This is a genomic window from Siccirubricoccus phaeus (assembly GCF_008360935.1).
Classification (GTDB): Bacteria; Pseudomonadota; Alphaproteobacteria; order Acetobacterales; family Acetobacteraceae; genus Siccirubricoccus; species Siccirubricoccus phaeus.
Window position 1 is genome coordinate 173593 of the sequence record NZ_SRXO01000009.1, and the last position, 22590, is coordinate 196182.

Here is a 22590-nt window from a genome sequence, read left to right on the forward strand (position 1 = left end):
GGGGTGCGGCGGGACGGTTCGCCGCGCGGATCACGACAGAAGTTCCCGAAGCCAAGCCCGATCCGCAGCCGCCTTCGCGTCTTCAACGATGGGTGTATCGGCTCCCTCGGGATCGGCGGGTGCAGCCTCCGGCCGGCCGGTTCGCGCCCATGCTTCATCAAGGCGACGCGCCAAGTCCGCCAAGTGCTTCGGCGGCGGCGGAGTGGTTCCCGGCCGGGGGCTTTCCAGCGGCGCCGCCAGTGCAGCCGCCTTCATCCTCACTTCGATGGGGAGGCGCGCGTCTCGATACAGCGTTTGCAACAGCGTCAGGGCCGTTGCGCTGGCCGGGCCGCCATCGGGCGTGATGCCGTCCAGGGCTGCGCGCGCCGCCGCCTCCGCGATCTTGGTGGCCACGTTCTTCGCGCCGGGCGGGCGCCCGCGCTTCCGGGGCGCCGAAGGGATCGACGCAGCGTCCGGCATCGGCGCCGGAGGGGGCGGATACGTCACGGCGCTACCTCCCGCCGGGAGCTACGCCCCGGCCGTTGGCCCATCACGGCGGAACGCGCCGGCAGTCCCGAATGCCGCAAGGGCACGGGAGCCGCCGGGGGCGAAGGCCGCGAATGCTGATCCGATGTGGTCATGAGGCCAATCAGATATGAATAAATAAGGAACCGTCAAGCAATAATCGGGTCGGCAGGAACAATATTATCGAGACATTCTGTCGCAATTTCCGTTGTGTAGTCTATTCAAAAGCAGCGACTTCTATTGATGGGTAAATCAATACGCCATTTACAATCTGTCCAACATGCCCCTTCGGATTTTCCATGATCCAAATGCCTTGGCCTTCGGGCTTGGCATTTTGTCCAGATAGCCCGCCGCGGAAGGATGCCAGTTCACCAGCGAAGCGCCCGATTTGAACAAGCTGCATCGGAAGGGGCTCGGGTGCAGCGCAGCGCAATCGGGGTGCAATGCACCGGACTGCACCACGCGGGGTTAGGGTGCAGCAGGTGCAGGGGGGCTATGCCCTGCGCTTGCTGCGCCCCGCCTGCGCCCCCAGCCTCCCCACTCTGGACAGAAGGTAGAGATTTCAGTGAGGCGCGCTCGGGGGCGTCGGAATGGACACAATGCCGAAGTCCGCCACCTTCAACCCGGCGCCGCCGCGCATGCTCCCGACAATGGCGCAGGCGTGCGCCTGCGACACAACGGCGGCTCCGGGGTTCTCCATGGCAAGGCGTGCGTCGCGCACATCGGGCCGGCTGTTGAACTCGACAGGATCGCCATCGCCCCAGCCATACACGATGAAGCGTTCCGTGCCCGGCTCGCGGTAGAGCCTGCCCTTGGCTTCCAGCGTCGCGACGGCCGTTCGATATGCTCGGCTGCGCCCCTTGTCCGTCTCGGCGTCCAGAACGCCCCTCGCCGCCGTGCATGCCTCTTTCAGCGTGTCGCACGGAATGGAGGGCAGCGGATCGCCGGGCGCGGCGTTCGGCGTGCGGAGCGACAGTGCGAGACGCACCGCCTCGGCGTGGACCTTGGCAGGGTTGCCCTTGATTTGCGCGTCGCGCTCGGCGCGTATCTCCGCCGCCGTCATCTCCCGGCATACAACCGTGGTGATGCGCTCGCCGTCGCGATCCTTGCCCAGCGGCACGACCTCATTGCGGAACTGGACAGCGGCTCCGGCGCCGTCTCGGATTTTGCCGCCGGAGCCGCCGCCCCACCATTTCGCGCTGACAGTGCCCGTCTCGGCGTCCGGTTCCACGAGCACGCCCCAATCAAGGGCGCCGAGAAGCGAACCGTGGCCGCGCGGCGTGCCGCCGTGGTCCTTCGCCACATGATGCACAAGGATCACGGCCGCACCCGTGGCGGCCCACATCTTCGCAACCTGCACCACGCGGCCCATGCCGGTGTTGCTGTTCTCGTCCATGCCGGGAAAGGCATCGGCGAGCACGTCAAGCACGACAAGGCCGATACCTTCATCCTGCACGATTTGCGTGATGGCTTCGGCGTCGCCGCTGGCATTGAAAAGGTCGGGCGTCGCGCCGATCAGCAGAAGGTCGGACGTGTCGCCGTGCTGTTGCCGCAGCGCGCGCAGCCGCCGCCGGATACTCCGGGGATTTTCGGACGCGATGTAGAGGGTGCGCGTCGCCGTCACCTTCCGCCCGAAGAACTCGCGGCCCTGCGCAACGCACATCGCGAGATGCGACGCGAACACGCTCTTGCCGCTGTTGGGCGGGCCATAGACGCAGTTCACGCTACCCGGCGCCAGCGCACCCTTGACGATGTAGGCGCCATCTTCCTCCGCCTCGCAATCGGCCAGCGTTTCCAGCTTGAAGCGCGAGCGCGCGGACGCGACGCGCTCCGCCGCCAGGGCATCGGGCGAGATCAGGGACGGCGGCTCCGGCACAGTGATCCCGCTGAACAGCACGTCCGGGTGCTTCGCGCCGCTGGCATTCTGCGCATAGGCGTAGGCGTTGCCTATTCGCATGTGCAGATCGTCGCCGACTACGGCGGAGCGTTCGCCCCATGGCGCCATGATGTGCCGGCACATGGCTTCGCTCACGCCATGATCGCGCACGCGGCACGCCAGCCTATAGGCCGCTTCGCTGCGCTCGCCTTCTATCGCGGCCGGCGCATCGTTGACGATGGACACGGCCGCATGGATCGCAGCGGGCGTATCAAGGTCCACGAGGGCGTGTTGTGCATTCGCCGCGCGCTCGCCCGGCGGCTTGCACCGCAACACGACTTCGCGCGGCGCCTGCGCCATCGGCTGGTCAATCTCGACACGGTAGGGCACGCCATCAATCGTGCTGCCCGGCGCGAGCACGTAGCCATGATGGCTGCGGATATCCAGGCCGGCACCAAGCGCACCTTGGTTCAGCGCGACATTCGCGCCCGTGTAGTAGAGATGCAGCCCGCCGGAGGGCGTGCGCACCGTCAGGGTATCGAAGCCGCCATAAACCTGCATCCACGACGCCATGCCGTCGCGGCCGGGCTTCGTGTCGATATCGACCGCCACCATGTCGGTTGTCAGGACGCCGATATTCCAATCGTGCCCCTTCCACCATGCTCGGATCGTCGCTTCGTCAGTGGTGGCCCATTCCGTCCACCCTTCCCATGTAGGCTTCTTCGCGCGCTTCGCGTTTCCCTCGCGTCCCGGTTCATCGGGGAGACACGGAAACACCCTGAACCCTCGCCGTGCCCAGGCAACGGCGGCGTCTTCTTTCGACATGAGCACGGCCGCAGTCCTCACATTTCGGGCCGGCATTCACCGTCGCGGCGCCAGTGACGCGCGCCTATCGTCTCGGGTTCCGGGCGAGAGACAGGAAGCAGCGCCGCCGATCCTCGCCGCGTGGCGGGAGCCGGCGGTTTCGTCAGGCGGCGCGCTCTTGCTCGCTCGCCTTCTTCGGCAGCGTGCGCTTGACGGTGTGCGTCGGCTGGTTCGCCAGCCATTGCGCGGCGTGCTCGGCATCGAGACGCACGGAACGGCCGATCTTGATAAGGCGAAGCTCGCCTTCCGCCGCCTTGTTGTAGATCGACGCGCGGCACAGTCCCGTCACCGGGCACTTTTGGCCGCTGCCGGGAAGCGGGATGAACCTGCCGGCATGGGGCGTGATAGCCATTGGTCCTTCTCCATCGTCTAGGGTTGACGTTGGTAGAAGCCACGCAACCGCAGCCGTGCGCCAGATCGGCAAATCGGCAAGCCCCAAGATTTCTGCCGATTTACGCCCTGCCGATCTTCTCGCCGCGATGGACGCGGATCGTCTCGGGCAAGCCTGCATAGGCTTCCCGGGCCGCCGCACGGTCGCATCCCGACGCCTCCATACAGCGTGCAACGAAGTCATCGCGCTTCGTCTTCCGTCCCGCTGCTATGACCAGCGCCACGAACTCGGCGAGCCTTCCCGGCGCGTTTCTCCGGGTCGCACGTTCTGGTGCGGGAGCCACCCGCCACAGCCTTTGCACGTCCCGCACCGCCAGCCGTATGCCAGCCAACCATGGCGAACCGGATGCTAGCCGGCGGTCATTCACGATGTCCGCCGCATCCACCACCAACCACTTCGTCGCGGGTAGCACGTCGCCATTGCGATCAACGGCGGTAAGCTTCCCCTCCCTCAGATGGTCAAGCAGTTCAGCCGCAGCGGCTACAGCGCCGCCATCAATGACGGCGGTAGGGGCAGGGCCAATGCTCACGTTGTAGTGGTGCCTGCCCCGGCGCTCGACATCGGCGAGCGCGGCCCAACCGTCATGGTCGCGCGTCGCAATCCAAGCCACCGCGTCGGGCAGGGAATATGCCGCGCTCACGCTTCCGCCTCCGCCGTCGCCGCGTCGGCATGAAGCCGATGCACGGTAGCCGGCGCCTTCTCACAATACGCGGCCCAATCCGCCATCAACGCGGCGCGCTTGTTGAACAGATCGCCGCGCGCATACGCGGCTTCCGTCTTGTCGGCGGTCTGGTGGGCAAGCGCACGCTCGATAATCTCGCGCGGGTGCGCCGTCGCTTCGCCGGCCCAATCGCGGAACGTGCTCCGCGCCGTGCCGTGCGCCGTCAGGTCCGCATGCCCCATGCGCTTCAACACCGCGCCAAGCGACATGTCGGAAAGCGGCGTGCCCTTCCGCATGCCGGGGAAGATCAGCGCATCGGGATCGGGCTTGCCGTCTTCCGGCAGAAGGCCGCGCAGCAATGTCACGGCGGCGGGCGCCAACGGGACGCGGTGTTCACGCTTCCCCTTCATGCGGGCGGCCGGGATGGTCCACGCGGCGGCATCAAGGTCAACCTCACGCCACGTCGCAAGGCGCACTTCCCCGGAGCGCGACGCGCAAAGAATGGCGAACTCCAAGGCGCGGGCGGACGTGCCCTCGCGCTCGCGCAGTGCCTTCATGAACTCGGGGATGCGGCGCCAGTCCAGGGCGGCATGGTGTTCAACCTCGGCGACTTGGCTACGCGCCTTGAGTGCCAGGGCAAGATTGCCCTTCCACATGGCCGGGTTCGGACCCTCGCGCCATTTGTGAACCGTCGCATAATCCAACACGGCTTCGATGCGCCCCCGGAGCCGGCTCGCGGTTTCCGCCTTGGTGGTCCAGATCGGGCGCAGCGCCGCCAAGACGTGCGATGCCTCCACCGCCGCAACGGGCACGTCGCCGAAGTGCGGCAGGGCATAGGTGGTCAATGTCATGCGCCACTGCGCGATGTGCTTCTCATTGGCCCCGGCCCGGCCTTCCACCTTGTCGGCAAGGAACGCTTCGACCGCCTGCGCGAAGGTGACGGCGCGGAGCTTCGCGCGCTCCGCTTCGGCCGCTTCCGCCGCCTTCCGCGCGTCGCGATCTTCCAAGGGGTCTATGCCCTCGCGGACCATGCGAAGCAGCGAAGCCGCCTTCTCACGGGCTTCGGCGAGCGACAGGGGCGCACCCGAGACGGAACCGGGCGCCGAGCCAAGCCCCATCTCGCGCAGCTTCCCGCCAGGCATGGTGTATCGGAACAACCAGAACTTCACCAAGGGCGGCGCCTTGGCGTCCTTGGCCGGCTGGCGCCCGGCGGCAACCGCCCGCGCATCTTGCGGCGTCATGGTCCCCGCCCGCAGTCCTTCCATGGCGTCCCATGCGCGAGCCGCGCTCGCCTGTGCTTCCGCCCGCGTGCGGGGGCGGCCCGTGGTGCCGGAGCCGTCCCCGGCCGCGTCTTCCTCCCGCACCACGGCGGGCCGCACCAACAGATAGAGGTTGCCCCCGGCGCCATACCGCTTCGGCTTGCCGCCGGGTCCGGGCTTGGCGTTCTGCACCGCTATCGCGGTCAAGCCCTTGGCGATCCGAGGCATTTGCCGGTTCCTTCCGCCGCAAGGGGCGGTCAATCCGTTCCCCTATGCGTCCCCTAATAGGCCATCTGATAGAGGGTGCGCAATGGTGACGTGCGATAGACGCGCAGAACGTCACCCGCACCGGCAGATGCAGGACAAAACGTCGCGTTTTCAACGGTATAAAGGGGGTCAGGGCGGGCCAGATAGCGGCCGTTAGACGCTGGTGGCGCGCCTCAGATCGTCAGAAAATGGGGTTATTGGCGGAGAGGGTGGGATTCGAACCCACGGTACGGTTGCCCGTACTTCGGTTTTCGAGACCGACGCGATCGACCACTCTGCCACCTCTCCGTGGCCGGCGCCCCTATAGGCGGTCCGCCGCCCTCAGGCAACGCTTCAGCGCCTGGCCTTCCGCCCCAGCAACCCCAGCCCGATCGCCACGACACAGGCCGTGGTATACATCCCGAAGGCGTTCACATAGCCGATCATCGCCGCCTGCCGCTCGATCTCCCGCCCCAGCCGGCTCAGCCCGGCCAGGGTGTCCAGCGTCCAGCCTCCCATCACCGCCGGTACCCCCAGCACCTCGTTATAGGGCGAGATCATCTCCGTCATCCGGCTGTAATTCATGGTGGTGGAGCGCAGAATCTCCGTCACGCTCAGCGAAATGAACAGGGAGGAGCCGATGTTCCGCAGCAGATGGAACAGCGACATCGCCTCCGCCAGCTGCCGGTTCTCCAGGCCGGAGAAGGTCATCACCGTCAGCGGCACCCACACCACCCCCACCCCCACCCCCTGCAGCACCGCATTGGCCAGCAGCACATCCACCCCAGTGTTGAGGTCGAGCTGCGTCAGCCACACCCCCTGCACCACCAGGATGCCGAAGCCGATCGACATGCCGATCCGCGGATCCCACCGCCCGATCAGCAGGGTCGCCCCGAAGCCGATGGTGCCGCCGATGCCCCGGTAGCCGGTGATCATCCCGATGATGCTGTCCGGATAGCCAGCATGCTGCTGCAGCAGCGAAGGCAGCAACACCGTCGGGGTGAAGTTCACCATGCCGTAGAGGAAGACCAGGGCCAGCCCCAGCGCGTAATTCCGGTCCAGCAGCAGCCGCAGGTCGAGGAAGGGCTGCCGCGCCGTCAGGCTGTGCGCCAGGAAGACCCAGAAGGCGAGGCCCGCCACGCAGGTCTCGATGACGATCTCCGGGCTCTCATACCAATCCAGCCGCTGCCCGCGGGAGAGCACGAGCTGCAAACTGGCGATCGCCACGGAGAGCGAAAGGAAGCCCAGCCAGTCCAGCGGCGTCCGCGCCGCCGGCCGGTCCGGCGGTAGGGCGAAGCGCAGCCCGACCCAGGCGACGATCCCGGCGGGGACGATCATGTAGAAGGCCCAGCGCCAATTATACATCTCCGCCAGCACGCCGCCGAGCGCCGGCCCGATCACCGGCCCCAGCACCACCGTCATGCCGAAGATGGAGCTGACCAGCCCCGCCCGGCGGCGGGGGAAGCTGTCCAGCACCATCGCATTGGCCAGCGGCACCACCGGCGCCCCGGCGCCACCCTGCAGGATGCGCCAGGCGACGATCGCCTCCAGGCTCTCCGCCTGGCCGCACAGATAGGTGGCCAGGGTGAAGAGGGCGACGCTCCCCAGCATCACCCGCCTGCGGCCGTAGCGCGCCACCAGGAAGCCGGTCGTCGGCGTGACGATGGCGGTGGCCAGGATGTTGAAGGTGGTGGTCCAGGCGATCTCGTCGGCCGTCGCCGCGAAGCTGCCCTGCATCTGCGGCAGCAGGGTGGAGGCGACCAGCAGCGTCGTCGCATAGAGCGTCGAGGCCAGCACCACCGCCGCCATGATGAAGAGGCGGCGGCCCAGCGGCAGGTCGAGGATTGCCGGCGGTTCCGCCATCGCCCGTTCGTTCCTCCCCCTTGGCCTTGTCGCCTGGGCAATGGTAGCCTAGGCAACAAGAAGCCGCCAAGCTGTCATGGAAGCGTCCCCGCTGAACGAGATCGACGACCGCCGGACCATCGGCTTCCTGCTTTCGGACGTCGCGCGGATGATGCGCGCCGCCTTCGACCGGCGGGTGCGCCGGCTCGGCCTCACCCGCTCGCAATGGCTGGTCCTTTCCCTGCTGCATCGCCGCCCGGGCGTCAGCCAGTCGGAGCTGGCGGAGATGCTGGAGGTGGAGCGCGCCGCGGCGGGCCGGATGGTGGACCGGCTGGAGCGCCGCCACTGGCTGGTCCGCCGGCCGGACCGGCTGGATCGCCGGATCAACCGCCTTTACCTGACCGCGGAGGCCGAGGCGGTGCAGGCGGAGATGGGCTGCATCGCGGTGGAGCTGCTGGACGATGCCATGGCCGGGCTGAGCGGGGAGGAGAGGGAGGCCCTCTCCGAGATGCTGGAGCGGGTCAAGGCGCAGCTCCAGGGCATGGCGCCGCGCCCTGCCGCCCCGGCGCCCGCGCCCCGCCCGGACCTCGCACCATGAGCAGCGGCGGCAGACGCACCTTGCTGCGCCTGGTCCTGCTGCTGGGGGTGCCGGCAGCGGTCATCGCCGGCGGGCTGGCCTTCTGGCTCACCGGCGGCCGCTACATCACCACCGAGAACGCCTATGTGAAGGCCGATATCATCGAGATCGCGCCGGAGATTTCCGGCCGGGTGGCGGAGGTCGGGGTGCTGGACCACGCCCAGGTGCGGGCCGGCGACCTGCTGCTGCGGATCGACCCGGAGCCCTTCCGCCTGGCGCTGGCCAAGGCGGAGGCGGAGCTGGACAGCGCCCGTGCCCAGGTGGAGACCGCCCGCGCCACCTACCATGAGACGCTGAGCGAGCTGGGCGAGCTGGAAAGCCGTGCCGACTTCCTCGCCCGCCAGGCGCGGCGGCAATTGGACCTCGCCGCCCGCGGCGTCTCCCCGGCGGCACGGCTGGAGGAGACGCTGAGCGACGCAAGGGTGGCGCGGGAGCGCATCAATGTGCTGCGCCAGCGGCTGGCAAGGCTGCTGACCACGCTGAAGGGCAACCCGGAATTGCCGGCGGACGACCACCCCAGCGTGTTGGAAAAGCTGGCGGAGCGCGACCGCGCCGCGCTGGACCTGGCGCGCACCACGGTGACGGCGCCGGTGGGCGGCACCATCGTGAACATGAAGCTGCAGCGCGGGGAGCAGGTGCGGGCGGCGACGCCGGTCTTCGCCCTGGTCTCGGAGCGGCGGCCCTGGGTGGAGGCCAACCTGAAGGAGACCACCCTGACGCATGTGGCGGTGGGCCAGCGGGTGAAGGTGGTGCTGGATATCTACCCGGACCGGGCCTGGGTGGGGGTGGTGGAAAGCATCAGCCCGGCCACCGGGGCGGAATTCGCGATCCTGCCGCCGCAGAATGCCTCGGGGAATTGGGTGAAGGTGGTGCAGCGTCTGCCGGTGCGGGTGCGGCTGGAACCCTTTGCCGGGGAGCCACCGCTGCGGGCGGGGGCGACGGCGACGGTCGCCATCGATACCGGGCGGCAGAGGCAGCTCGGCGATTTGTCGGCGGGGCTGTTCGGGCTGTTCCGGGACGGCGCGCAGGCGGCGAGCAGCGAGGTGGCGGCGCGGTAGTGTTCGAGAGGGGCTCTGCCCCTCTCGAGCTCACCCCGCCAAAGGCCGAAGGGCCCTTGGAAACCATGAGTTTTGCGTCTCGACCGACGGGTCCAAAACTCAAGGGTTCCAAGGGCCCTTCGGCCCTTGGCGGGATGGAGTTTGAGGAAGGGCAGCGCCCTTCCTCAATCAAACCCGAGAAACCCATCCATCTTGCCGATGTCCGCCATCGCCCCGAGCTTCGCCAGGTCGGGCACCGGCCGGCCGAAGCTGGCGTCCCCCGCCAGCGCCGCTTCCAGCGCCGCCGCCACGCCCAGCACGAAGGCATCGCCGCCGCGCGGCCCGACGATCTGCAGCCCGAAGGGCATCCCGCGCTCATCCACGCCCATGGGCAGGCTCACCGCCGGGTGGCCGGTCAAGGTCACGTAATAGGCCAGGGCCAGCCAGTGGAAATAAGTACGGGTCGCCTGCCCGTCGATCTCCTTCGGATAAAGCTCCCGCCAGCCGCGCGGGCTGACGGTGATGGCCGGCGTCACCAGCACGTCATGGCGCGCGAAGAAAAGCTGGAAGTCGCGGTAGATTCTGGTCTGGAGCTGCGCCGCGCGGGCGGCGTCGGCCAGGCTGTAGCGCAGCCCTTCCTCGACATTGGCGATGATGTTCGGGCCGCAATCCTGCGGCCTGGTCCGCACCTTCTCCGCATGCGCGGTCAGCATGGCCTGCGCCCGCAGCACCTCGAAGGCCTCGTCGCCGCCGCGGCAATCCGGATGCGCCGCCTCGGCCGCACGGAAGAGCGGCGAGATGGCGGCGACCCGCCGTTGGAAGGCGCGGCGGACGATGCCCTCGGTCGGCGCCTCGCCGAGATCCTCAGAGAAGGCGAGCTTCAGCGTGGCGAGGTCGATGCCGCGCGGCGGGTGGAACAGCGCCGGCTCGCCGCGCACCGGGCGGGCGTGCAGCGTATAGGCCAGCGGGTCGCGCGCATCGTCGGAGGCCATGGCGGCGAGCAGCAGGCAGGCATCCGGCACGTTGCGCGCCATCGGCCCCAGCACCGAAAGGGGTGTCCAGCCATGCGCCCGCTTCTCGTTCGCCACCAGGCCGGGGCTCGGGCGGTAGCCGAGGATGCCGCAGAAGGCGGCCGGGTTGCGCAGCGAGCCGCCGGTGTCGGAGCCGGAGCAGAGCGGCGCCATGCCCACCGCCAGCGCCGCGGCCGAGCCGCCGGAGGAGCCGGCGGCGGAGCGGGTGTTGTCGAAGGGATTGCCCGTCGCGCCATAGACCCGGTTGCGGGTATTGGCGCCGAGGCCGAATTCCGGCGTGTTCGTCTTGCCGAACACGATGCCGCCGGCCGCCCGGATGCGCGCCACCGCCCCGGCATCCGCGGCCGGGACGTGGTCGGCGAAGATCGGGCTGCCATAGGTGGTCCGCAACCCCTCGGTCTCCTCCAGATCCTTGATGCCGACCGGCAGCCCGTGCAGCAGGCCGAGCTCCCCGCCTGCCATCACCGCCGCTTCCGCCTGCTGCGCCGCGGCCCGGGCGCGCTCGGTGTCCAGCGCCACCATGGCGTTGAGCTTGGGGTTGGTGGCTGCGGTGCGGGCGAGGCAGCTTTCCAGCAGCTCCACCGGCGAGAGCGATTTGCGCCCGATCAGGCGGCGCGCCTCCAGCGCGGTGAGGTCGCAGGGTTCGGTCATGCGCCGAGTTCCTTCAGATAGAGGGAGAGCGTGCGGTCGTCGAAGCAGGCGAAGAGGATGTCGAGCCCGGCGCCCGCCTCCCGGCAGGTGGCGACGGCGATGCGGCAGGCCTGCTCCGCCGGGTAGCCGTAGATGCCGGTGGAGATGGCGGGGAAGGCGATGGAGACCCCGCCCGCCTGGCGCAGCAGCCCCAGCGAGGCGCGGTAGCAGCCGGCGAGCAGCGCCGCCTCCTCGGCCGTGCCGCCCCGCCAGACCGGCCCCACCGCATGGATGACATGGCGCGCCGGCAGGCCGAAGCCCGGGGTGAGGCGGGCCTCGCCCGTGGGGCAGCCGCCCAGGGCCTGGCAGGCTTCCAGCAAACGCGGTCCCGCCGCCCGATGCACTGCTCCATCGACGCCGCCGCCGCCGCGGAGCCCGCTATTCGCCGCGGTGACGATGGCATCCAGCGCCAGGGTGGTGATGTCGGCCTTCAGCGCGCGCATTGACGGCCCCTCCGAACGCGACGGCCATATCCGCTTGGCCGACCATGCCTGAACCTCGCCGCCCGGTGCCTGTCGCGGCTCTGCCGCGACAGGCTGTGCCGAAGCGCCGGTTATGAGCGCCTCCGGGGCCCCCAGGACGCCGCGCAGCGGCGTCCTGGGGAATAAGGGGGCCCCCGCGGCGTTGCGCAGCAACGTCGTGGGGATTTTAGTAGCCCAGCGCGCAGCCATCCTTGCGCGGATCGCTGCCGCCGATGAGCACGCCCGCCTTGCGGTCCATGAGGATGGCCTGGCCGCCGCCATGCGGCCGCTCGATCAGCGCCACCTCATGCCCCAGCCGCGTCAGCCGATCGAGCACCGCATTCGGGATGCCCTTCTCCACCTCCACCACGCCCTTGCTGGGCGAGGGGAAAAGCCGCGGCAGGTCGATCGCCGCCTGCACATCCAGGCCGAATTCGAAGTGGTTGGCCAGGAACAGCGTCTGCCCCATGGGCTGGAAATGCCCGCCCATCACGCCATAGGGCATGATGCACTGGCCGCCCTGCATGACCATGCCGGGGATGATGGTGTGCAGCGGCCGCTTGTCCGGCCCGATGCAATTCACATGGCCCTCCTGCAGCCGGAAGCCGAAGCCGCGATTGTGCAGCATGACGCCCGACTTCTCGGCGAGGATGCCGGAGCCGAAGCTCTCGAACAGGGAGTTGATGAAGGAGCAGGCATTGCCCTCGCCGTCCACCACGCAGAGATAGACCGTGTCCTTGTGCTTCGCGAGGTCCGAAGTGCCGGCCGGCGGCAGCGTCTTCATCGCGCGGTCGTCGCTGATGAGGCCGCGCAGCGCGGCGAGGTAGGCCGGGTCGGTCAGCTTCGCCACCGGCACATCGACCTGGGAGGGGTCGGCGAGGAAGGCGTCGCGGTCGCGATAGACCAGCCGCGCCGCCTCGATATGGCGGTGGTAGCGCTCGGCGCTCAGCGGCCCCTGCTCCGGCGTCGCGAAGCCGCCGAGGATGCCGAGGATCTGCAGCACATGCAGGCCGGAGCCGTTGGGCGGGCACTGGAACACCGTCATGCCACGCCAGTCGATGCTGATCGGCTCGACGAACTCCGCCACATGCTGGCCGCGGGCGAAGTCTTCCTCGGTGTGCAGCCCGCCGAGGGCGTTCAGCGTGGCGACCATGTCGGCGGCGATCTCGCCCTCGTAGAAGGCCTTGGCGCCGCGCTCGGCGATGGCGCGCAGCGTCTTGCCCAGCTCCGGCTGCCTGAAGATGTGCCCGGCCTGGGGCGCCTCGCCCTCCACCAGGAAGCGGCGGGCGGAAGCGGCGTTGCCGCGCAGCTTGCCGGCGGCCATGGCCCAGTCCAGCGCGACGCGGGGATGCACCGGGAAGCCCTGCTCGGCGCAACGGATGGCGGGCTGCAGCAGCTCCCCCAGCGGCTTGCGGCCATGGGTCTTGTTCAGCTTCTCCCAGGCGGAGATGGCGCCAGGCACGGTGACGACATGCGGGGAGGTGTTGGTCAGCGTGCTGACCTGGCGGGCGCGCAGCGCCTCCGGCGTCGCCGACGCCGGCGCCCGGCCGCTGCCATTCAGCGCGATGGGCTTGCTGGCCCCGGCGGGGGCGTAGAGGCAGAAGCAATCGCCGCCGATGCCGGTGCTCTGCGGCTCCACCACCCCGAGCACGGCGACGGCGGCGATGGCGGCGTCCAGCGCGTTGCCGCCGGCTTTCAGCACCTCCACCGCCGTCAGCGTGGCGATGGGCATGGAGGTCGCGGCCATGCCGCCGGTGGCATAGACGGCGCTGCGGCCGGGGGCGTGGAAATCGCGCTGCATGGGCGGGTCTTTCGTCGGTCGTCGGGCGGGATGGTCCGGCAGGCTTTGCATGGCGGCGGGGGGACGGCAACCCGGGGCTGGCCTTGCTGGGGGCGCTCACCGGCCCCCGGCCGCACCCCCGCCGCCGCCCCCACCGGCGGCGCAGCCCCACCGGCCGGCACATCCCACCGGCCGCGGTATGTCCCCAGCGGCTGGCGCCCCACCGGCCGGTGCTCTCCCAACCCAGCCTTGCCGGGCGGGGGAGGGGGGACGCGCACTCCCTCCGCCGGCGGGGAAGGGCCGGGCGAGGGCGGACCGCCGGCGCGGACGGACGCGCGAGGACATGGGCGTGCGGACCCCCCAGCGCCCTTCCCGCCATCCCCCCGGCCGCGCTATGCCCAACCCATGGCAGACCCCATCGCCTATTCCGACTTCGAGAAGATCGACATCCGCGTCGGTACCATCGTCGACGCCCAGCCCTTCCCGGAGGCGCGGAAGCCCGCCATCAAGCTCTGGGTGGATTTCGGCCCCCCGCTCGGCGTCAAGCGCAGCTCGGCGCAGATCACCGTGCATTACGCGCCGGACCGGCTGATCGGGCGGCAGGTGGTGGCGGTGGTGAATTTCCCGCCGCGGCAGATCGGCCCCTTCCTCTCCGAGGCGCTGGTGCTGGGTGTGCCGGACGAGAACGGCGCCGTGGTCCTGCTGCGGCCGGATATTCCTGTGCCGCTCGGCGGGCGGATGTTCTGATGGCGGGCGCCGCCCCCGCCCCGCGCTACTACGCCGTGAGCTGGGACCAGCTCCACCGGGACAGCAAGGCGCTGGCCTGGCGGCTGATGGGGCTGGGCCGGCTGAAAGGCGTGGTGGCGATCACCCGCGGCGGGCTGATCCCTGCCGCGATTGTGGCGCGGGAGCTGGAATGCCGGCTGATCGAGACCGTCTCCGTCGTCACCTATGACGAGGAGGTGCGCGGCACGCCGGCGGTGGTGAAGCCGCCCGCCGCCGCCGGGGATGGCGAGGGCTGGCTGCTGGTGGACGACCTGGTGGATACCGGCACCACCGCCCGGGTGGTGCGCGCCCTGCTGCCGAGGGCGCATTTCGCCACGGTCTATGCCAAGCCGGCCGGGCGGCCGCTGGTGGATACCTTCATCACGGAGGTGTCGCAGGACACCTGGATCCTCTTCCCCTGGGACACGGAGGCGCAGTTCGTCGCGCCGATCGCCCGCAGCGCCGGGCCGTAGGATCGAGGAGCGCGTGGCGTCCTGGGGCGCTTCACGTCGCGCTCCCTCCTCGAAGGCCACGCCCCATGGCCGGTTGGACGCAGCATGTCCAACCCCGTTGGAAGCCTTGCAGCAAAAGGCTGCAGCCGGCCTGGAGCATTTTCAAGTCCGGCGGAATCGCCGGACGCGTCGGAAAATGCGGCCAAACTAAAGGACCAGAGCGGGTTCGCCGAGCATAGGCGAGGTGAAACCGCTCTAGTGTTCGGAATCGGGACACTAGCCCCCCATCAGCGCCAGCCCCTCCGCCACCGAGACGAATTCCCCACCGCCCGCCAGCTTCCCGGCGCCGAAGCGACTCGCAAAAATGCGCCGCACGGCGGGCACCAGGGAGGTGCCGCCGGTGAGGAACACCCGGTCCACCGCCGCCGCGCCCAGCCCGGCATCCGCCAGCGCCGCCTCCACCGTGGCGGCGATCTTCGTGAGTTCCGGCGCGATCCAGGCCTCGAAATCCGCCCGCGCCACCTCCGCCGCCACCACGAAGCCTTCGTGCCGGAAGCGCAGCACCGCGCGCTCGGCGCCGGAGAGCGCCGCCTTCACGCCGGAGACGGCGCGGTACAGGGCATAGCCCGCCTCCTCCTCCACCAGCCGGATCAGGTGGCGGAGCTGCTCCGGCGCCTCCGCGGTGCGCGCCACCGCCTCGATGTCGGCCAGCACCTTGGGCGCCCGCATCAGGGAAAGCCGGTGCCAGCGGGCGAAGCCGGTGTACCAGCCGGCCGGCACCGGCATCCGCTTACTGCCCATCACCCCGTACAGGCTGCCCTTGCCCAGCAGGGGCGAGACGACATGGTCGATGATGCGGTAGTCGAAATCATCGCCGGCGATGCCGATGCCGGCATGGCCCAGCGCCACCGCCCGCGCCCCCGGCTCGAAGCGCAGCACGGAGAAGTCGCTGGTGCCGCCGCCGAAATCCCCAACAAGCACCGTCGCCGGCCCATCGAGCGTCGCGGCGAAGCGGTGGCCGGCCGCCTCCGGCTCTAGCGCGAAGCGCAGTTCGGGGAAGCCGGCCTCGGCATAGGCGGCGCGCAGCCGCGTCTCCGCCAGCGCCTCGTCCGGCGCATCGCCGGCGAAGCGCACCGGCCGCCCGGCCACCACCTGGCCCTCGCGGCTGCCCAGCAGCGCCCGCAGGAACAGGCCGATCAGCCCTTCCAGCCGCCAGCTTTGCCCGGCGATCCGCGTCTCGCCGAAGCTCCGCTGCGCCAGGTAGGACTTCATGGACATGATCAGCCGGCAGGCCAGCGGATCCTCCAGATAGGCCTCGATCGCCGCCGGGCCGGCGGCATGGCGCCGCCGCCCGGCCTCGGTCCAGAAGCAGAGCACGCTGCGGAACACCTCGAAGCTTTCGGCGCCGAGGGCGAAGCGGGCGGTCGTCAGGCGGCCGGCGGCATCACGCAGCGCCACCACACTGTTGGTGGTGCCGAAATCGACACCGAGCACGGGAGTCATGGGCCGCGCGTTTGAGCAGCCCCAGCCCCCCACCGCAAGCCCGTCCTGCTGTCCCGGCGCCGAAACCCCGCCCTCCGTTGCCCCGTCGCGGCTTTGCCGCGGCGGGCTGTGCGAGGCGCCTGTCCCCAGGCCCAAACGGGCCTCGCGGCGGCGCGCGGCGCCCGCCCGGGGCGAGATCCGGGGCCCCCCATGAAGGCGCGCAGCGGCTTCATGGGGATAAAACCCGGGGCCACGACGGCGCGGAGCGACGTCGGGGGAGCAATCAGTCCGGCTTGACCCCGGCCCGGCGGATCACCTCGCCCCAGCGCTCGGTTTCCCGGGCGATGAAGCTGGCGAATTCCTCCTGGCTCTGCGGCGAGGGAATGGCCCCCTGCTCATTCAGCAGCCGGACATTCTCGGGATCGGTCAGCGCCGCCTGCACCGCCCGGTGCAGCGCCGCCAGCACCGGCGCCGGGGTCCGCGCCGGGGCGACGAAGCCATGCCAATTATCCGCCGTCACCCCTTGCAGCCCGGCCTCGGCGAAGGTCGGCACCTCCGGCAGCAGCGGGTAGCGCTGGGCGCTGCCGATCGCCAGCGCCCGCATGGTGCCGGCGCGGATATGCGGCAGCAGGATCGGGAGGTCGGCGAAGCCGATCTGCACCTCGCCCGCCACCAGCGCGGTCGAGAGCGGGGCGCCGCCGCGATAGGGCACATGGGTAATGTCCACATTGGCGGTCAGCTTGATCAGCTCCCCCGCCAGATGCGGCATGCTGCCCGGCCCGGTGGAGCCGTAATTCAGCGCCCCCGGCCGCGCCCTGGCATCCGCCAGCAGCTCGCCCAGGTTGCGCCAGGGCATGCTGGCCGGCACCACCAGCGGCTCGTTCACGATGACGGCGAGGCTGAGCGGCGCGAAATCCCGCGCCACCACATAGGGCATGCTGGGCTGCAGGCTGGGCGAGATGGCCAGCCCGCCCGCGCTGCCGAGGCCGATGGTGTGGCCATCCGGCGCCGCCTTCGCCACCGCATCCATCCCGGTGACGCCGCCGGCGCCGGGCCTGGCCTCCACCACCACCGCCTGGCCGAGCACTACAGTCATCTTCGGCGCCAGCACGCGGGCGACGATATCGCTCGGCCCGCCGGTCGCGAAGGGCACCACCAGCCGGATCGGCTTGGTGGGGAAGGCCTCCTGCGCCCGGGCAGGCGCCCCAGAGGGCAGCGATACGGGCAGCGATGCGGGCAGCGCCAGCAGGGCCCCCAGCAGGATCCGACGCATCGACCTTTCCTCCTCGCCGCTGTTGTCGTTACGCTCCTCCTACCCTGCCGCGCCCGCGGCTGGAAGCCGGGGCCGCCGCCCCGGCCTCCGGTCCCCGCCGGGCGCGGTCAGTCCGGCCTGGTGTCGGCGCGGCGGATCACCTCGCCCCAGCGCTCGCCCTCGCTCTTCAGGAAGGCGGCGAATTCCTGCGGGCTCTGCGGCCGGGCGATGGCCCCCCTGCGCCAGCAGCAGCCCCACCGTCTCCGGCTCGGAGAGCGCCGCGTGGATGGCAGCATGCCGCCTGGCCATCGCTGCCGGCGGCGTCCGCGCGGGCGCGACGAAGCCGTGCCAGTTATCCGTCGCCGCCCCAGGCAGCCCGGCCTCGGCGAAGCCCGGCACCCCGGGCAGCAGCGGGTTGCGCTTCGCCCCATCGTGAAGCCGCCGGCCCGGCCCCTTCCGTCCCACTTTCCCCACCACTTTCCCCGCTGGCACCGCCCTGCAAGACTGGCGGGGAGGGAAGGGACGAAGACCATGCGCATCACCGCCGTCACCGGCCGCATCCACAGCACGCCGTTCGACTACGGCAACCCCGCCGGCCCCGGCGGCAACCTCCACCTCCGGGCCATGGACACGCTGCTGGTGGAGGTGACGACCGATGCCGGCCTCACCGGCCTCGGCGAGGGCTTCGGCTTCACCCTGGTCGGCACGACCAAGGAGGCGCTGGAGCGGCTCATCGCGCCCGCCTGCCTCGGCGAGGCGGCGGACGACATCCCCGCCCTGATGACGAAGCTGCACCGCCGCTTCCACAATTTCGGCCGCAACGGCCCCGTCACCTTCGCTCTCGCCGGCCTCGACATCGCCCTCTGGGACCTTGCCGCCCAGCTCGCCGGCAAGCCGCTGCACGCGCTGCTGGGCGGCGCGAAGCGGGACCGCGTGCCGGCCTATGCCAGCCTGCTGCGCTACGGCGTGCCGGCACTGGTCGCGGCCAACGCCGAGAAGGCGGTGGCGCGCGGCTACCGCCACATCAAGCTGCATGAGGTGGACCTCGCCTGCATCGAGGCCGCCCGCCGCGCCGCGCCCGCCGAGATCCCGCTGATGCTCGACATCAACTGCGCCTGGCCGAGCATCCCCGAGGCCGTCGCCTTCTGCCAGGCGGTCAAGGGCTGGAACATCGGCTGGGTGGAGGAGCCGATCTGGCCGCCCGAGGACTTTGCCGGCATCGCCGCGGTGCGCGCCGCCGGCCACACCCCGGTCTCCGCCGGCGAATGCCTCGGCTCGCCCGGCGACATCGCCAACATGCTGGCGGCCGGCGCGGTGGATGTGGTGCAGCCCAGCGTCACCAAGATCGGCCTCACCGGCCTGCTCGCCGTGGCGGCGGAGGCGCGGCGGCGCGGCGTCGCCCTGGTGCCGCACAGCCCCTATTTCGGCCCCGGCCTGGCGGCGACGCTGCACTACCTGGCGGCGGCGGAGCAGGAGCAGCCGATCGAGATCTATTTCGCCGACCTCGCCAGGCCGCCCTATCCGGCTTTGGCGCCGGAGGGCGGCTTTGTCGCCGTGCCGCAGGGGGTTGGGCTGGGGCTGACGCTGGCGCGGTAGGCGCGCGGCGCCCCGGGCATGCGGCCCCCGGCGCGGGGGGGCCGTTGCCGGGCCGCGGAGGCTGCGCTGGCGGAGCAGACGGCACCCTGGGGGATGCGGCCTCCGCCACGGGCGGTGCGCGGAGGCGGGCGCTGACGGGACGGGCGCCGCCCTTGGGGGATGCGGCCGCCGCCGCAGGAGAGGCGGGGAGGGCCGACGCTGGCGGAACAGGCGGCGTCCTTGGGGGCGCTCCGCCGCAGGAGCTTCGCTGCTGCGCAGCGGAGGGCCGGCCCTGGCGGACCGGATGCCATCCTTCTCAAGGATGCGGTGTCCGCCGCGGGGGCTTCGGTGCCGTGGCTGAGGTGTGGGCCGGGGCTGACGCTGGCGGGGTAGGCAGCGCCGCCCGCCGGGGCTATGCCGCGCCCCGCCGCAGGGGATGGGGTGACAGGGGATGCGGATTTCGGCGCCCGCCTTGGCGGCCGGGCTGTTGGCGGGGTTCGTCGGCTTCGCGTCTTCCTTCGCCGTGGTGCTGCAGGGGCTGCAGGCGATGGGCGCCAGCCCGGCCCAGGCGGCCTCCGGCCTGATGGCGCTTTCCATCGCCATGGGGCTGTGCGGCATGCTGCTGAGCCTCTGGCGGCGGATGCCCATCAGCATCGCCTGGTCCACGCCGGGGGCGGCGCTGCTGGCGGCCTCCGCGGCGCCTTCGGGCGGCTTTGCCGAGGCGGTGGGGGCCTTCCTGCTGACCGGCGCGCTGATCGTGGCGGCGGGGTTGTGGAAGCCCTTGGGCCGGGCGGTGGCTTCCATCCCGCCGCCGCTGGCGAATGCCATGCTGGCGGGGGTGCTGCTGGGCCTCTGCCTGGCGCCGGTGCGCGCGGTGGCGGAGGCGCCGGCGATGGGGCTGGCGATCTTCGCCGCCTGGGCGCTGGTGGGGCGGCTGAACCGGCTGCTGGCGGTGCCGGCCGCGGTGCTGGCGGCGCTGGTCCTGATCGGCGCGACGGTGGCGCTGCCGCCCGGGCTGCTGGCGGCGGCGGGGCCGGCGCCGGTCTGGGTATGGCCGGCCTTCTCGCCCTCGGCGATGCTCGGGATCGCGCTGCCCCTGTTCCTGGTGACCATGGCCTCCCAGAACATCCCCGGCATGGCGGTGCTGAACGCCAATGGCTACCGGCCGGCGCCGGGGCCTTTGTTCACCGTGACGGGGGCGTTCACCCTGCTGGGGGCGCCGCTGGGCGGGCATGCGGTGAACCTCGCCGCCATCACCGCGGCGCTCTGCGCCAGCCCGGAGGCGGAGCCGGACCCGGCGCGGCGCTGGCAGGCGGCGGTGGTGGCCGGGGCGGTCTATGTCGGGTTCGGGCTGCTGGCCGGCACGGCGACGGCCTTCGTCGACGCGGCGCCGCCCATCCTAATCCAGGCGGTGGCGGGGCTGGCGCTGCTGGGGGCCTTCGGCGCGGCGCTGCAAGGGGCGCTGGCGGCGCCGGAGGGCAGGGAGGCGGCGGTGATCTGCTTCCTGGTGACGGCCTCCGGCCTGACGGTGGCGGGGATTTCCGGGGCGTTCTGGGGGTTGCTGGCGGGGGGCGGGATGCTGGTGCTGCGGCGGGGGTAGGGAGGCCGGCGGGCAGGCCTATGCGACGTCCGGGCCGATCAGCACCTCCTCCGTGGTCGGCATCGAATGGTGCTCATGCACGATCACCCAACGGCCGGCTTCCTTGCAGAACCCCATCGTCAGGCGGAAATCGATCGGATCGGCGGTGGTGCCTGCACAGTGAATCTCGCAACTGGCGAAAGCAACCTCGCTCCCCGCCACGGCCTGAATGTCGCCCGGCCGGAAGGTCACCTCGCTGCGGCGCGAAGCATCGAAGAAATCCCAGGTCCGATCATAGGCGTCGATGCCCTTCACGGTGTTCGGAAAGTCGAACATCAGCACATCGCGAGCGTGGTCGGCGAGAATGCCGGCGCGATCGCCCGCGGCCACGGCCTCGGCCCATGCGACGAGCATGGCCCGGATCTTGTCGGCGTCGCGCATTGCGCCTCCCTTGCGTGCGTCGGTCGCGTTGATGAACCGGGTTGCACGGGCCAGCGAAGGTGCCAACCGCCTCATGCCATGGCAATCGCCGATTGGCGCGTGCCGACCGGGCGGCGCGTGGCGGGGACAAGGCCCGTTTCCCTTGCCGCGCCTTCACCCAACCGCTCTAGAGCGTCTTCACGCTGACTGCGCAGCGTGAAGACGCTCTATCTTATTGATGGTAGAGCAGATTCACGCCTCCGGGCGATTCCACCCTCCGGCGATCTGCTCTAGCCTCCCGCCCAACGAAGGATCGGAGGAGGACGCCCATGCCCCACGCCGCCGCCACCAGGCGGGCGCTTCTGGCCACCGCCGCGCTCTCCACAACCGCCACCCCCCGCCCCGGCCGCGCCGCCTCCTACCCCGACCGCCCCATCCGCCTCCTCATCCCCTTCGCCCCCGGCGGCGCCACCGATCTCGCCGCCCGCATCCTCCAGCCCCACCTCGCCGAGGCGCTCGGCCAGCCCGTCATCATCGAGAACCGCCCCGGCGCCGCCGGCAATGTCGGCATGGAGGCCGCCGCCCGCGCCACGCCGGATGGCTACACCCTCTTCCTCGCCAATGTCGGCACCCTGGCGGTCAACCCGGCCGTCTTCGCCCGCACCATCCGCACCCGGCCGCAGACGGATTTCGCCGCCATCTCCCTGGTCTCGGAAACGCCGGATGCGCTGGTCGCCCACCCCGCCGCCCCCTTCTTCACCGTGGCGGAGCTGCTGGCCTATGCCCGCACCCATCCCGGCCAGGTGAATTACGGCTCCCCCGGCGCCGGCAGCCTGAACCGGCTGGAGATGGAGCTGCTGCGCGAGCAGGCCGGCCGGCTCGACATGGTGCACGTCCCCTATCCCGGCGGCGCCGGCCCGGCGGTAACGGCGGCGGTCGCCGGCGATGTCCACTGCCTCTTCGTCACCCTCTCCTCCGCCCTCGGCCAGATCCAGGCCGGCCGGCTCAAGGCGCTCGCCGTCACCACCGCCGCCCGCGCCCCGGGCCTGCCCCGCACCCCCACCATGGCGGAAAGCGGCTTCCCGGAATTCATCGCCAGCTCCTGGCAGGGCCTGCTCCTCCCCGCCGCCGCCCCGGCGGAGATCGCGCCGCGCTGGCACGGCATCCTCGCCACCCTGCTGGCCCGGCCGGAGATCCGCGACCGTTTCGCCACCTCCGCCACCCTCGCCCTGGCCAGCGCCAGCCCTGCCGAATTCGGCGCCTTCATCGCCCGGGAACAGCAGCGCTGGGGCGCCCTGGTGCACCGCGCCGGCATCACCGCCGAGTAATCCCACCCGCCAGCCGCAGCGCGAGGTTGACCCGGCGCATCCCCGCATGCCCCATTGGGCACCATGCAGAGACGAGTCCTTCCCGCCTTCCTGGCCCTCGCCGCCCTTTCGGCCTGCGCCACCGAGGCGGAACGCCGGCACCCCGCGGTCGTCTTCTTCACCGAAGACAGCGCCGCCCTTGACGACGAGGCGCGCCAGGTGATCGCCCAGGTGGCGGAGCGGGCCAGGGCGCGGCCGCTGAGCCCGGTCATCATCCGCGGCTTCGCCGCACCGGACACCGGCACGGCCAGCTACAACCGCACCCTGTCCGAGACCCGCGCCCGCCAGGTGGCCGACGCGCTGGTCCAGGCCGGCGTGGGGCAGGGCCGCATCCGCATCGAGCCGCGCGGCGCCGTGCCCTTCGAGCTGATGGCCATGGAGGCCCGCCGGGTGGAGATTGTGTTCGGCCCCTGATCCCC

22 protein-coding genes, 1 tRNA gene and 1 pseudogene are annotated in these 22590 nt (G+C 71.0%); 8 read left to right on the forward strand and 16 right to left on the reverse strand.

Features of this window, described 5'->3' with window-relative positions; translation table 11 throughout:
- Positions 1-30 precede the first annotated feature (30 nt).
- The 8 genes from E5N76_RS14695 to E5N76_RS14730 form a co-directional block, all read right to left on the reverse strand.
- On the reverse strand, positions 31-393 hold the full coding sequence (locus tag E5N76_RS14695; protein WP_149538064.1) for a hypothetical protein: 363 nt from the start codon (positions 391-393) through the stop codon (positions 31-33).
- A gap of 328 nt (positions 394-721) precedes the next feature.
- On the reverse strand, positions 722-907 hold the full coding sequence (locus E5N76_RS14700; protein WP_149538065.1) for a hypothetical protein: 186 nt from the start codon (positions 905-907) through the stop codon (positions 722-724).
- A gap of 159 nt (positions 908-1066) precedes the next feature.
- On the reverse strand, positions 1067-3205 hold the full coding sequence (locus tag E5N76_RS14705; RefSeq protein ID WP_235907716.1) for an AAA family ATPase: 2139 nt from the start codon (positions 3203-3205) through the stop codon (positions 1067-1069).
- A gap of 142 nt (positions 3206-3347) precedes the next feature.
- Entirely contained in the window at positions 3348-3596 is a 249-nt protein-coding gene (locus E5N76_RS14710) for a hypothetical protein (protein WP_149538067.1), read from the reverse strand.
- 100 nt (positions 3597-3696) lie between these two features.
- Complete coding sequence (locus E5N76_RS14715) at positions 3697-4275, reverse strand: hypothetical protein (protein WP_149538068.1); 579 nt, start codon at positions 4273-4275, stop codon at positions 3697-3699.
- On the reverse strand, positions 4272-5783 hold the full coding sequence (locus tag E5N76_RS14720) for a tyrosine-type recombinase/integrase (RefSeq protein WP_149538069.1): 1512 nt from the start codon (positions 5781-5783) through the stop codon (positions 4272-4274). Before E5N76_RS14720 ends, E5N76_RS14715 begins: the two co-directional genes overlap by 4 nt.
- A gap of 237 nt (positions 5784-6020) precedes the next feature.
- Positions 6021-6110 (reverse strand) — tRNA-Ser (locus tag E5N76_RS14725).
- 45 nt (positions 6111-6155) lie between these two features.
- Positions 6156-7664, reverse strand: coding sequence for a DHA2 family efflux MFS transporter permease subunit (locus E5N76_RS14730; RefSeq protein ID WP_149538070.1), 1509 nt, complete (start codon positions 7662-7664; stop codon positions 6156-6158).
- Between the two features lie 76 nt (positions 7665-7740).
- On the opposite strand from E5N76_RS14730, the gene E5N76_RS14735 reads away from it, so the two are divergent.
- Positions 7741-8241 (forward strand): MarR family winged helix-turn-helix transcriptional regulator, encoded by a 501-nt coding sequence (locus tag E5N76_RS14735; RefSeq protein ID WP_149538071.1) that lies wholly within the window; start codon positions 7741-7743, stop codon positions 8239-8241.
- 20 nt (positions 8242-8261) lie between these two features.
- The gene (locus E5N76_RS14740) at positions 8262-9338 is read left to right on the forward strand and encodes an HlyD family secretion protein (protein WP_207791982.1); all 1077 of its coding nucleotides are present in this window, start codon (positions 8262-8264) and stop codon (positions 9336-9338) included.
- A 164-nt stretch (positions 9339-9502) separates the two neighbouring features.
- Here the strand turns inward: E5N76_RS14740 and E5N76_RS14745 are convergent, their stop codons facing one another.
- From E5N76_RS14745 to ggt, 3 genes are all read right to left on the reverse strand, one after another.
- Positions 9503-10999 carry an amidase gene (locus E5N76_RS14745; RefSeq protein ID WP_149538073.1) on the reverse strand — a complete coding sequence of 499 codons (1497 nt, stop codon included), beginning with the start codon at positions 10997-10999 and terminating at the stop codon, positions 9503-9505.
- Entirely contained in the window at positions 10996-11481 is a 486-nt protein-coding gene (locus E5N76_RS14750) for an O-acetyl-ADP-ribose deacetylase (RefSeq protein WP_149538074.1), read from the reverse strand. The genes E5N76_RS14745 and E5N76_RS14750 overlap by 4 nt, the downstream gene beginning before the upstream one ends.
- A 205-nt stretch (positions 11482-11686) precedes the next feature.
- Positions 11687-13300 carry a gamma-glutamyltransferase gene (gene ggt, locus E5N76_RS14755; protein WP_235907713.1) on the reverse strand — a complete coding sequence of 538 codons (1614 nt, stop codon included), beginning with the start codon at positions 13298-13300 and terminating at the stop codon, positions 11687-11689.
- Between the two features lie 384 nt (positions 13301-13684).
- Here ggt and E5N76_RS14760 point away from each other — a divergent pair, with 384 nt between their 5' ends.
- Both E5N76_RS14760 and gpt read left to right on the forward strand, forming a co-directional pair.
- Positions 13685-14026, forward strand: a complete 342-nt coding sequence (locus E5N76_RS14760; protein ID WP_149538075.1) for a tRNA-binding protein — start codon at positions 13685-13687, stop codon at positions 14024-14026.
- Positions 14026-14517 (forward strand): xanthine phosphoribosyltransferase, encoded by a 492-nt coding sequence (gpt, locus tag E5N76_RS14765; RefSeq protein WP_149538076.1) that lies wholly within the window; start codon positions 14026-14028, stop codon positions 14515-14517. The genes E5N76_RS14760 and gpt overlap by 1 nt, the downstream gene beginning before the upstream one ends.
- Positions 14518-14772: 255 nt before the next feature.
- Here the strand turns inward: gpt and E5N76_RS14770 are convergent, their stop codons facing one another.
- From E5N76_RS14770 to E5N76_RS31385, 4 genes and pseudogenes are all read right to left on the reverse strand, one after another.
- Positions 14773-15999 (reverse strand): Hsp70 family protein, encoded by a 1227-nt coding sequence (locus E5N76_RS14770; RefSeq protein WP_149538077.1) that lies wholly within the window; start codon positions 15997-15999, stop codon positions 14773-14775.
- Between the two features lie 262 nt (positions 16000-16261).
- Entirely contained in the window at positions 16262-17251 is a 990-nt protein-coding gene (locus E5N76_RS14775) for a Bug family tripartite tricarboxylate transporter substrate binding protein (protein WP_149538078.1), read from the reverse strand.
- A gap of 107 nt (positions 17252-17358) precedes the next feature.
- Positions 17359-17526 carry a hypothetical protein gene (locus E5N76_RS30530; RefSeq protein WP_235907714.1) on the reverse strand — a complete coding sequence of 56 codons (168 nt, stop codon included), beginning with the start codon at positions 17524-17526 and terminating at the stop codon, positions 17359-17361.
- A 1-nt stretch (position 17527) separates the two neighbouring features.
- A pseudogene (locus E5N76_RS31385) lies at positions 17528-17845 on the reverse strand (hypothetical protein); the annotation flags it as partial.
- Between E5N76_RS31385 and E5N76_RS14785 the strand changes: the two are divergent.
- Both E5N76_RS14785 and E5N76_RS14790 read left to right on the forward strand, forming a co-directional pair.
- Positions 17762-18826, forward strand: coding sequence for a mandelate racemase/muconate lactonizing enzyme family protein (locus E5N76_RS14785; protein ID WP_149538079.1), 1065 nt, complete (start codon positions 17762-17764; stop codon positions 18824-18826). The pseudogene E5N76_RS31385 and the gene E5N76_RS14785 sit on opposite strands and share 84 nt — an antisense overlap.
- 430 nt (positions 18827-19256) lie before the next feature.
- Complete coding sequence (locus E5N76_RS14790; RefSeq protein ID WP_149538080.1) at positions 19257-20405, forward strand: benzoate/H(+) symporter BenE family transporter; 1149 nt, start codon at positions 19257-19259, stop codon at positions 20403-20405.
- A gap of 18 nt (positions 20406-20423) precedes the next feature.
- On the opposite strand, the gene E5N76_RS14795 is transcribed toward E5N76_RS14790, so the two are convergent.
- A complete protein-coding gene (locus tag E5N76_RS14795) occupies positions 20424-20825 on the reverse strand; it encodes a nuclear transport factor 2 family protein (RefSeq protein ID WP_187830178.1) in 402 nt (133 codons plus the stop codon).
- 308 nt (positions 20826-21133) lie between these two features.
- On the opposite strand from E5N76_RS14795, the gene E5N76_RS14800 reads away from it, so the two are divergent.
- Together E5N76_RS14800 and E5N76_RS14805 are read left to right on the forward strand one after the other, a co-directional pair.
- On the forward strand, positions 21134-22132 hold the full coding sequence (locus E5N76_RS14800) for a Bug family tripartite tricarboxylate transporter substrate binding protein (RefSeq protein ID WP_149538082.1): 999 nt from the start codon (positions 21134-21136) through the stop codon (positions 22130-22132).
- 63 nt (positions 22133-22195) lie between these two features.
- Positions 22196-22585: an OmpA family protein gene (locus E5N76_RS14805; RefSeq protein WP_149538083.1), complete on the forward strand. Its 390-nt coding sequence runs from the start codon at positions 22196-22198 to the stop codon at positions 22583-22585.
- Positions 22586-22590 lie beyond the last annotated feature (5 nt).

Excerpts from the sequence above, each read along its gene's own strand:
- E5N76_RS30530 (WP_235907714.1), bottom strand. The coding sequence starts at position 17,526 with ATGCTGCCATCCACGCGGCGCTCTCCGAGCCGGAGACGGTGGGGCTGC.
- E5N76_RS14705 (WP_235907716.1), bottom strand. The coding sequence starts at position 3,205 with ATGTCGAAAGAAGACGCCGCCGTTGCCTGGGCACGGCGAGGGTTCAGG.
- E5N76_RS14700 (WP_149538065.1), bottom strand. The coding sequence starts at position 907 with ATGCAGCTTGTTCAAATCGGGCGCTTCGCTGGTGAACTGGCATCCTTC.
- E5N76_RS14775 (WP_149538078.1), bottom strand. The coding sequence starts at position 17,251 with ATGCGTCGGATCCTGCTGGGGGCCCTGCTGGCGCTGCCCGCATCGCTG.
- E5N76_RS14750 (WP_149538074.1), bottom strand. The coding sequence starts at position 11,481 with ATGCGCGCGCTGAAGGCCGACATCACCACCCTGGCGCTGGATGCCATC.
- E5N76_RS14790 (WP_149538080.1), top strand. The coding sequence starts at position 19,257 with ATGCGGATTTCGGCGCCCGCCTTGGCGGCCGGGCTGTTGGCGGGGTTC.
- E5N76_RS14735 (WP_149538071.1), top strand. The coding sequence starts at position 7,741 with ATGGAAGCGTCCCCGCTGAACGAGATCGACGACCGCCGGACCATCGGC.
- E5N76_RS14785 (WP_149538079.1), top strand. The coding sequence starts at position 17,762 with ATGCGCATCACCGCCGTCACCGGCCGCATCCACAGCACGCCGTTCGAC.
- E5N76_RS14760 (WP_149538075.1), top strand. The coding sequence starts at position 13,685 with ATGGCAGACCCCATCGCCTATTCCGACTTCGAGAAGATCGACATCCGC.
- ggt (WP_235907713.1), bottom strand. The coding sequence starts at position 13,300 with ATGCAGCGCGATTTCCACGCCCCCGGCCGCAGCGCCGTCTATGCCACC.
- E5N76_RS14805 (WP_149538083.1), top strand. The coding sequence starts at position 22,196 with ATGCAGAGACGAGTCCTTCCCGCCTTCCTGGCCCTCGCCGCCCTTTCG.
- E5N76_RS14730 (WP_149538070.1), bottom strand. The coding sequence starts at position 7,664 with ATGGCGGAACCGCCGGCAATCCTCGACCTGCCGCTGGGCCGCCGCCTC.
- gpt (WP_149538076.1), top strand. The coding sequence starts at position 14,026 with ATGGCGGGCGCCGCCCCCGCCCCGCGCTACTACGCCGTGAGCTGGGAC.
- E5N76_RS14745 (WP_149538073.1), bottom strand. The coding sequence starts at position 10,999 with ATGACCGAACCCTGCGACCTCACCGCGCTGGAGGCGCGCCGCCTGATC.
- E5N76_RS14710 (WP_149538067.1), bottom strand. The coding sequence starts at position 3,596 with ATGGCTATCACGCCCCATGCCGGCAGGTTCATCCCGCTTCCCGGCAGC.
- E5N76_RS14800 (WP_149538082.1), top strand. The coding sequence starts at position 21,134 with ATGCCCCACGCCGCCGCCACCAGGCGGGCGCTTCTGGCCACCGCCGCG.
- E5N76_RS14770 (WP_149538077.1), bottom strand. The coding sequence starts at position 15,999 with ATGACTCCCGTGCTCGGTGTCGATTTCGGCACCACCAACAGTGTGGTG.
- E5N76_RS14795 (WP_187830178.1), bottom strand. The coding sequence starts at position 20,825 with ATGCGCGACGCCGACAAGATCCGGGCCATGCTCGTCGCATGGGCCGAG.
- E5N76_RS14720 (WP_149538069.1), bottom strand. The coding sequence starts at position 5,783 with ATGCCTCGGATCGCCAAGGGCTTGACCGCGATAGCGGTGCAGAACGCC.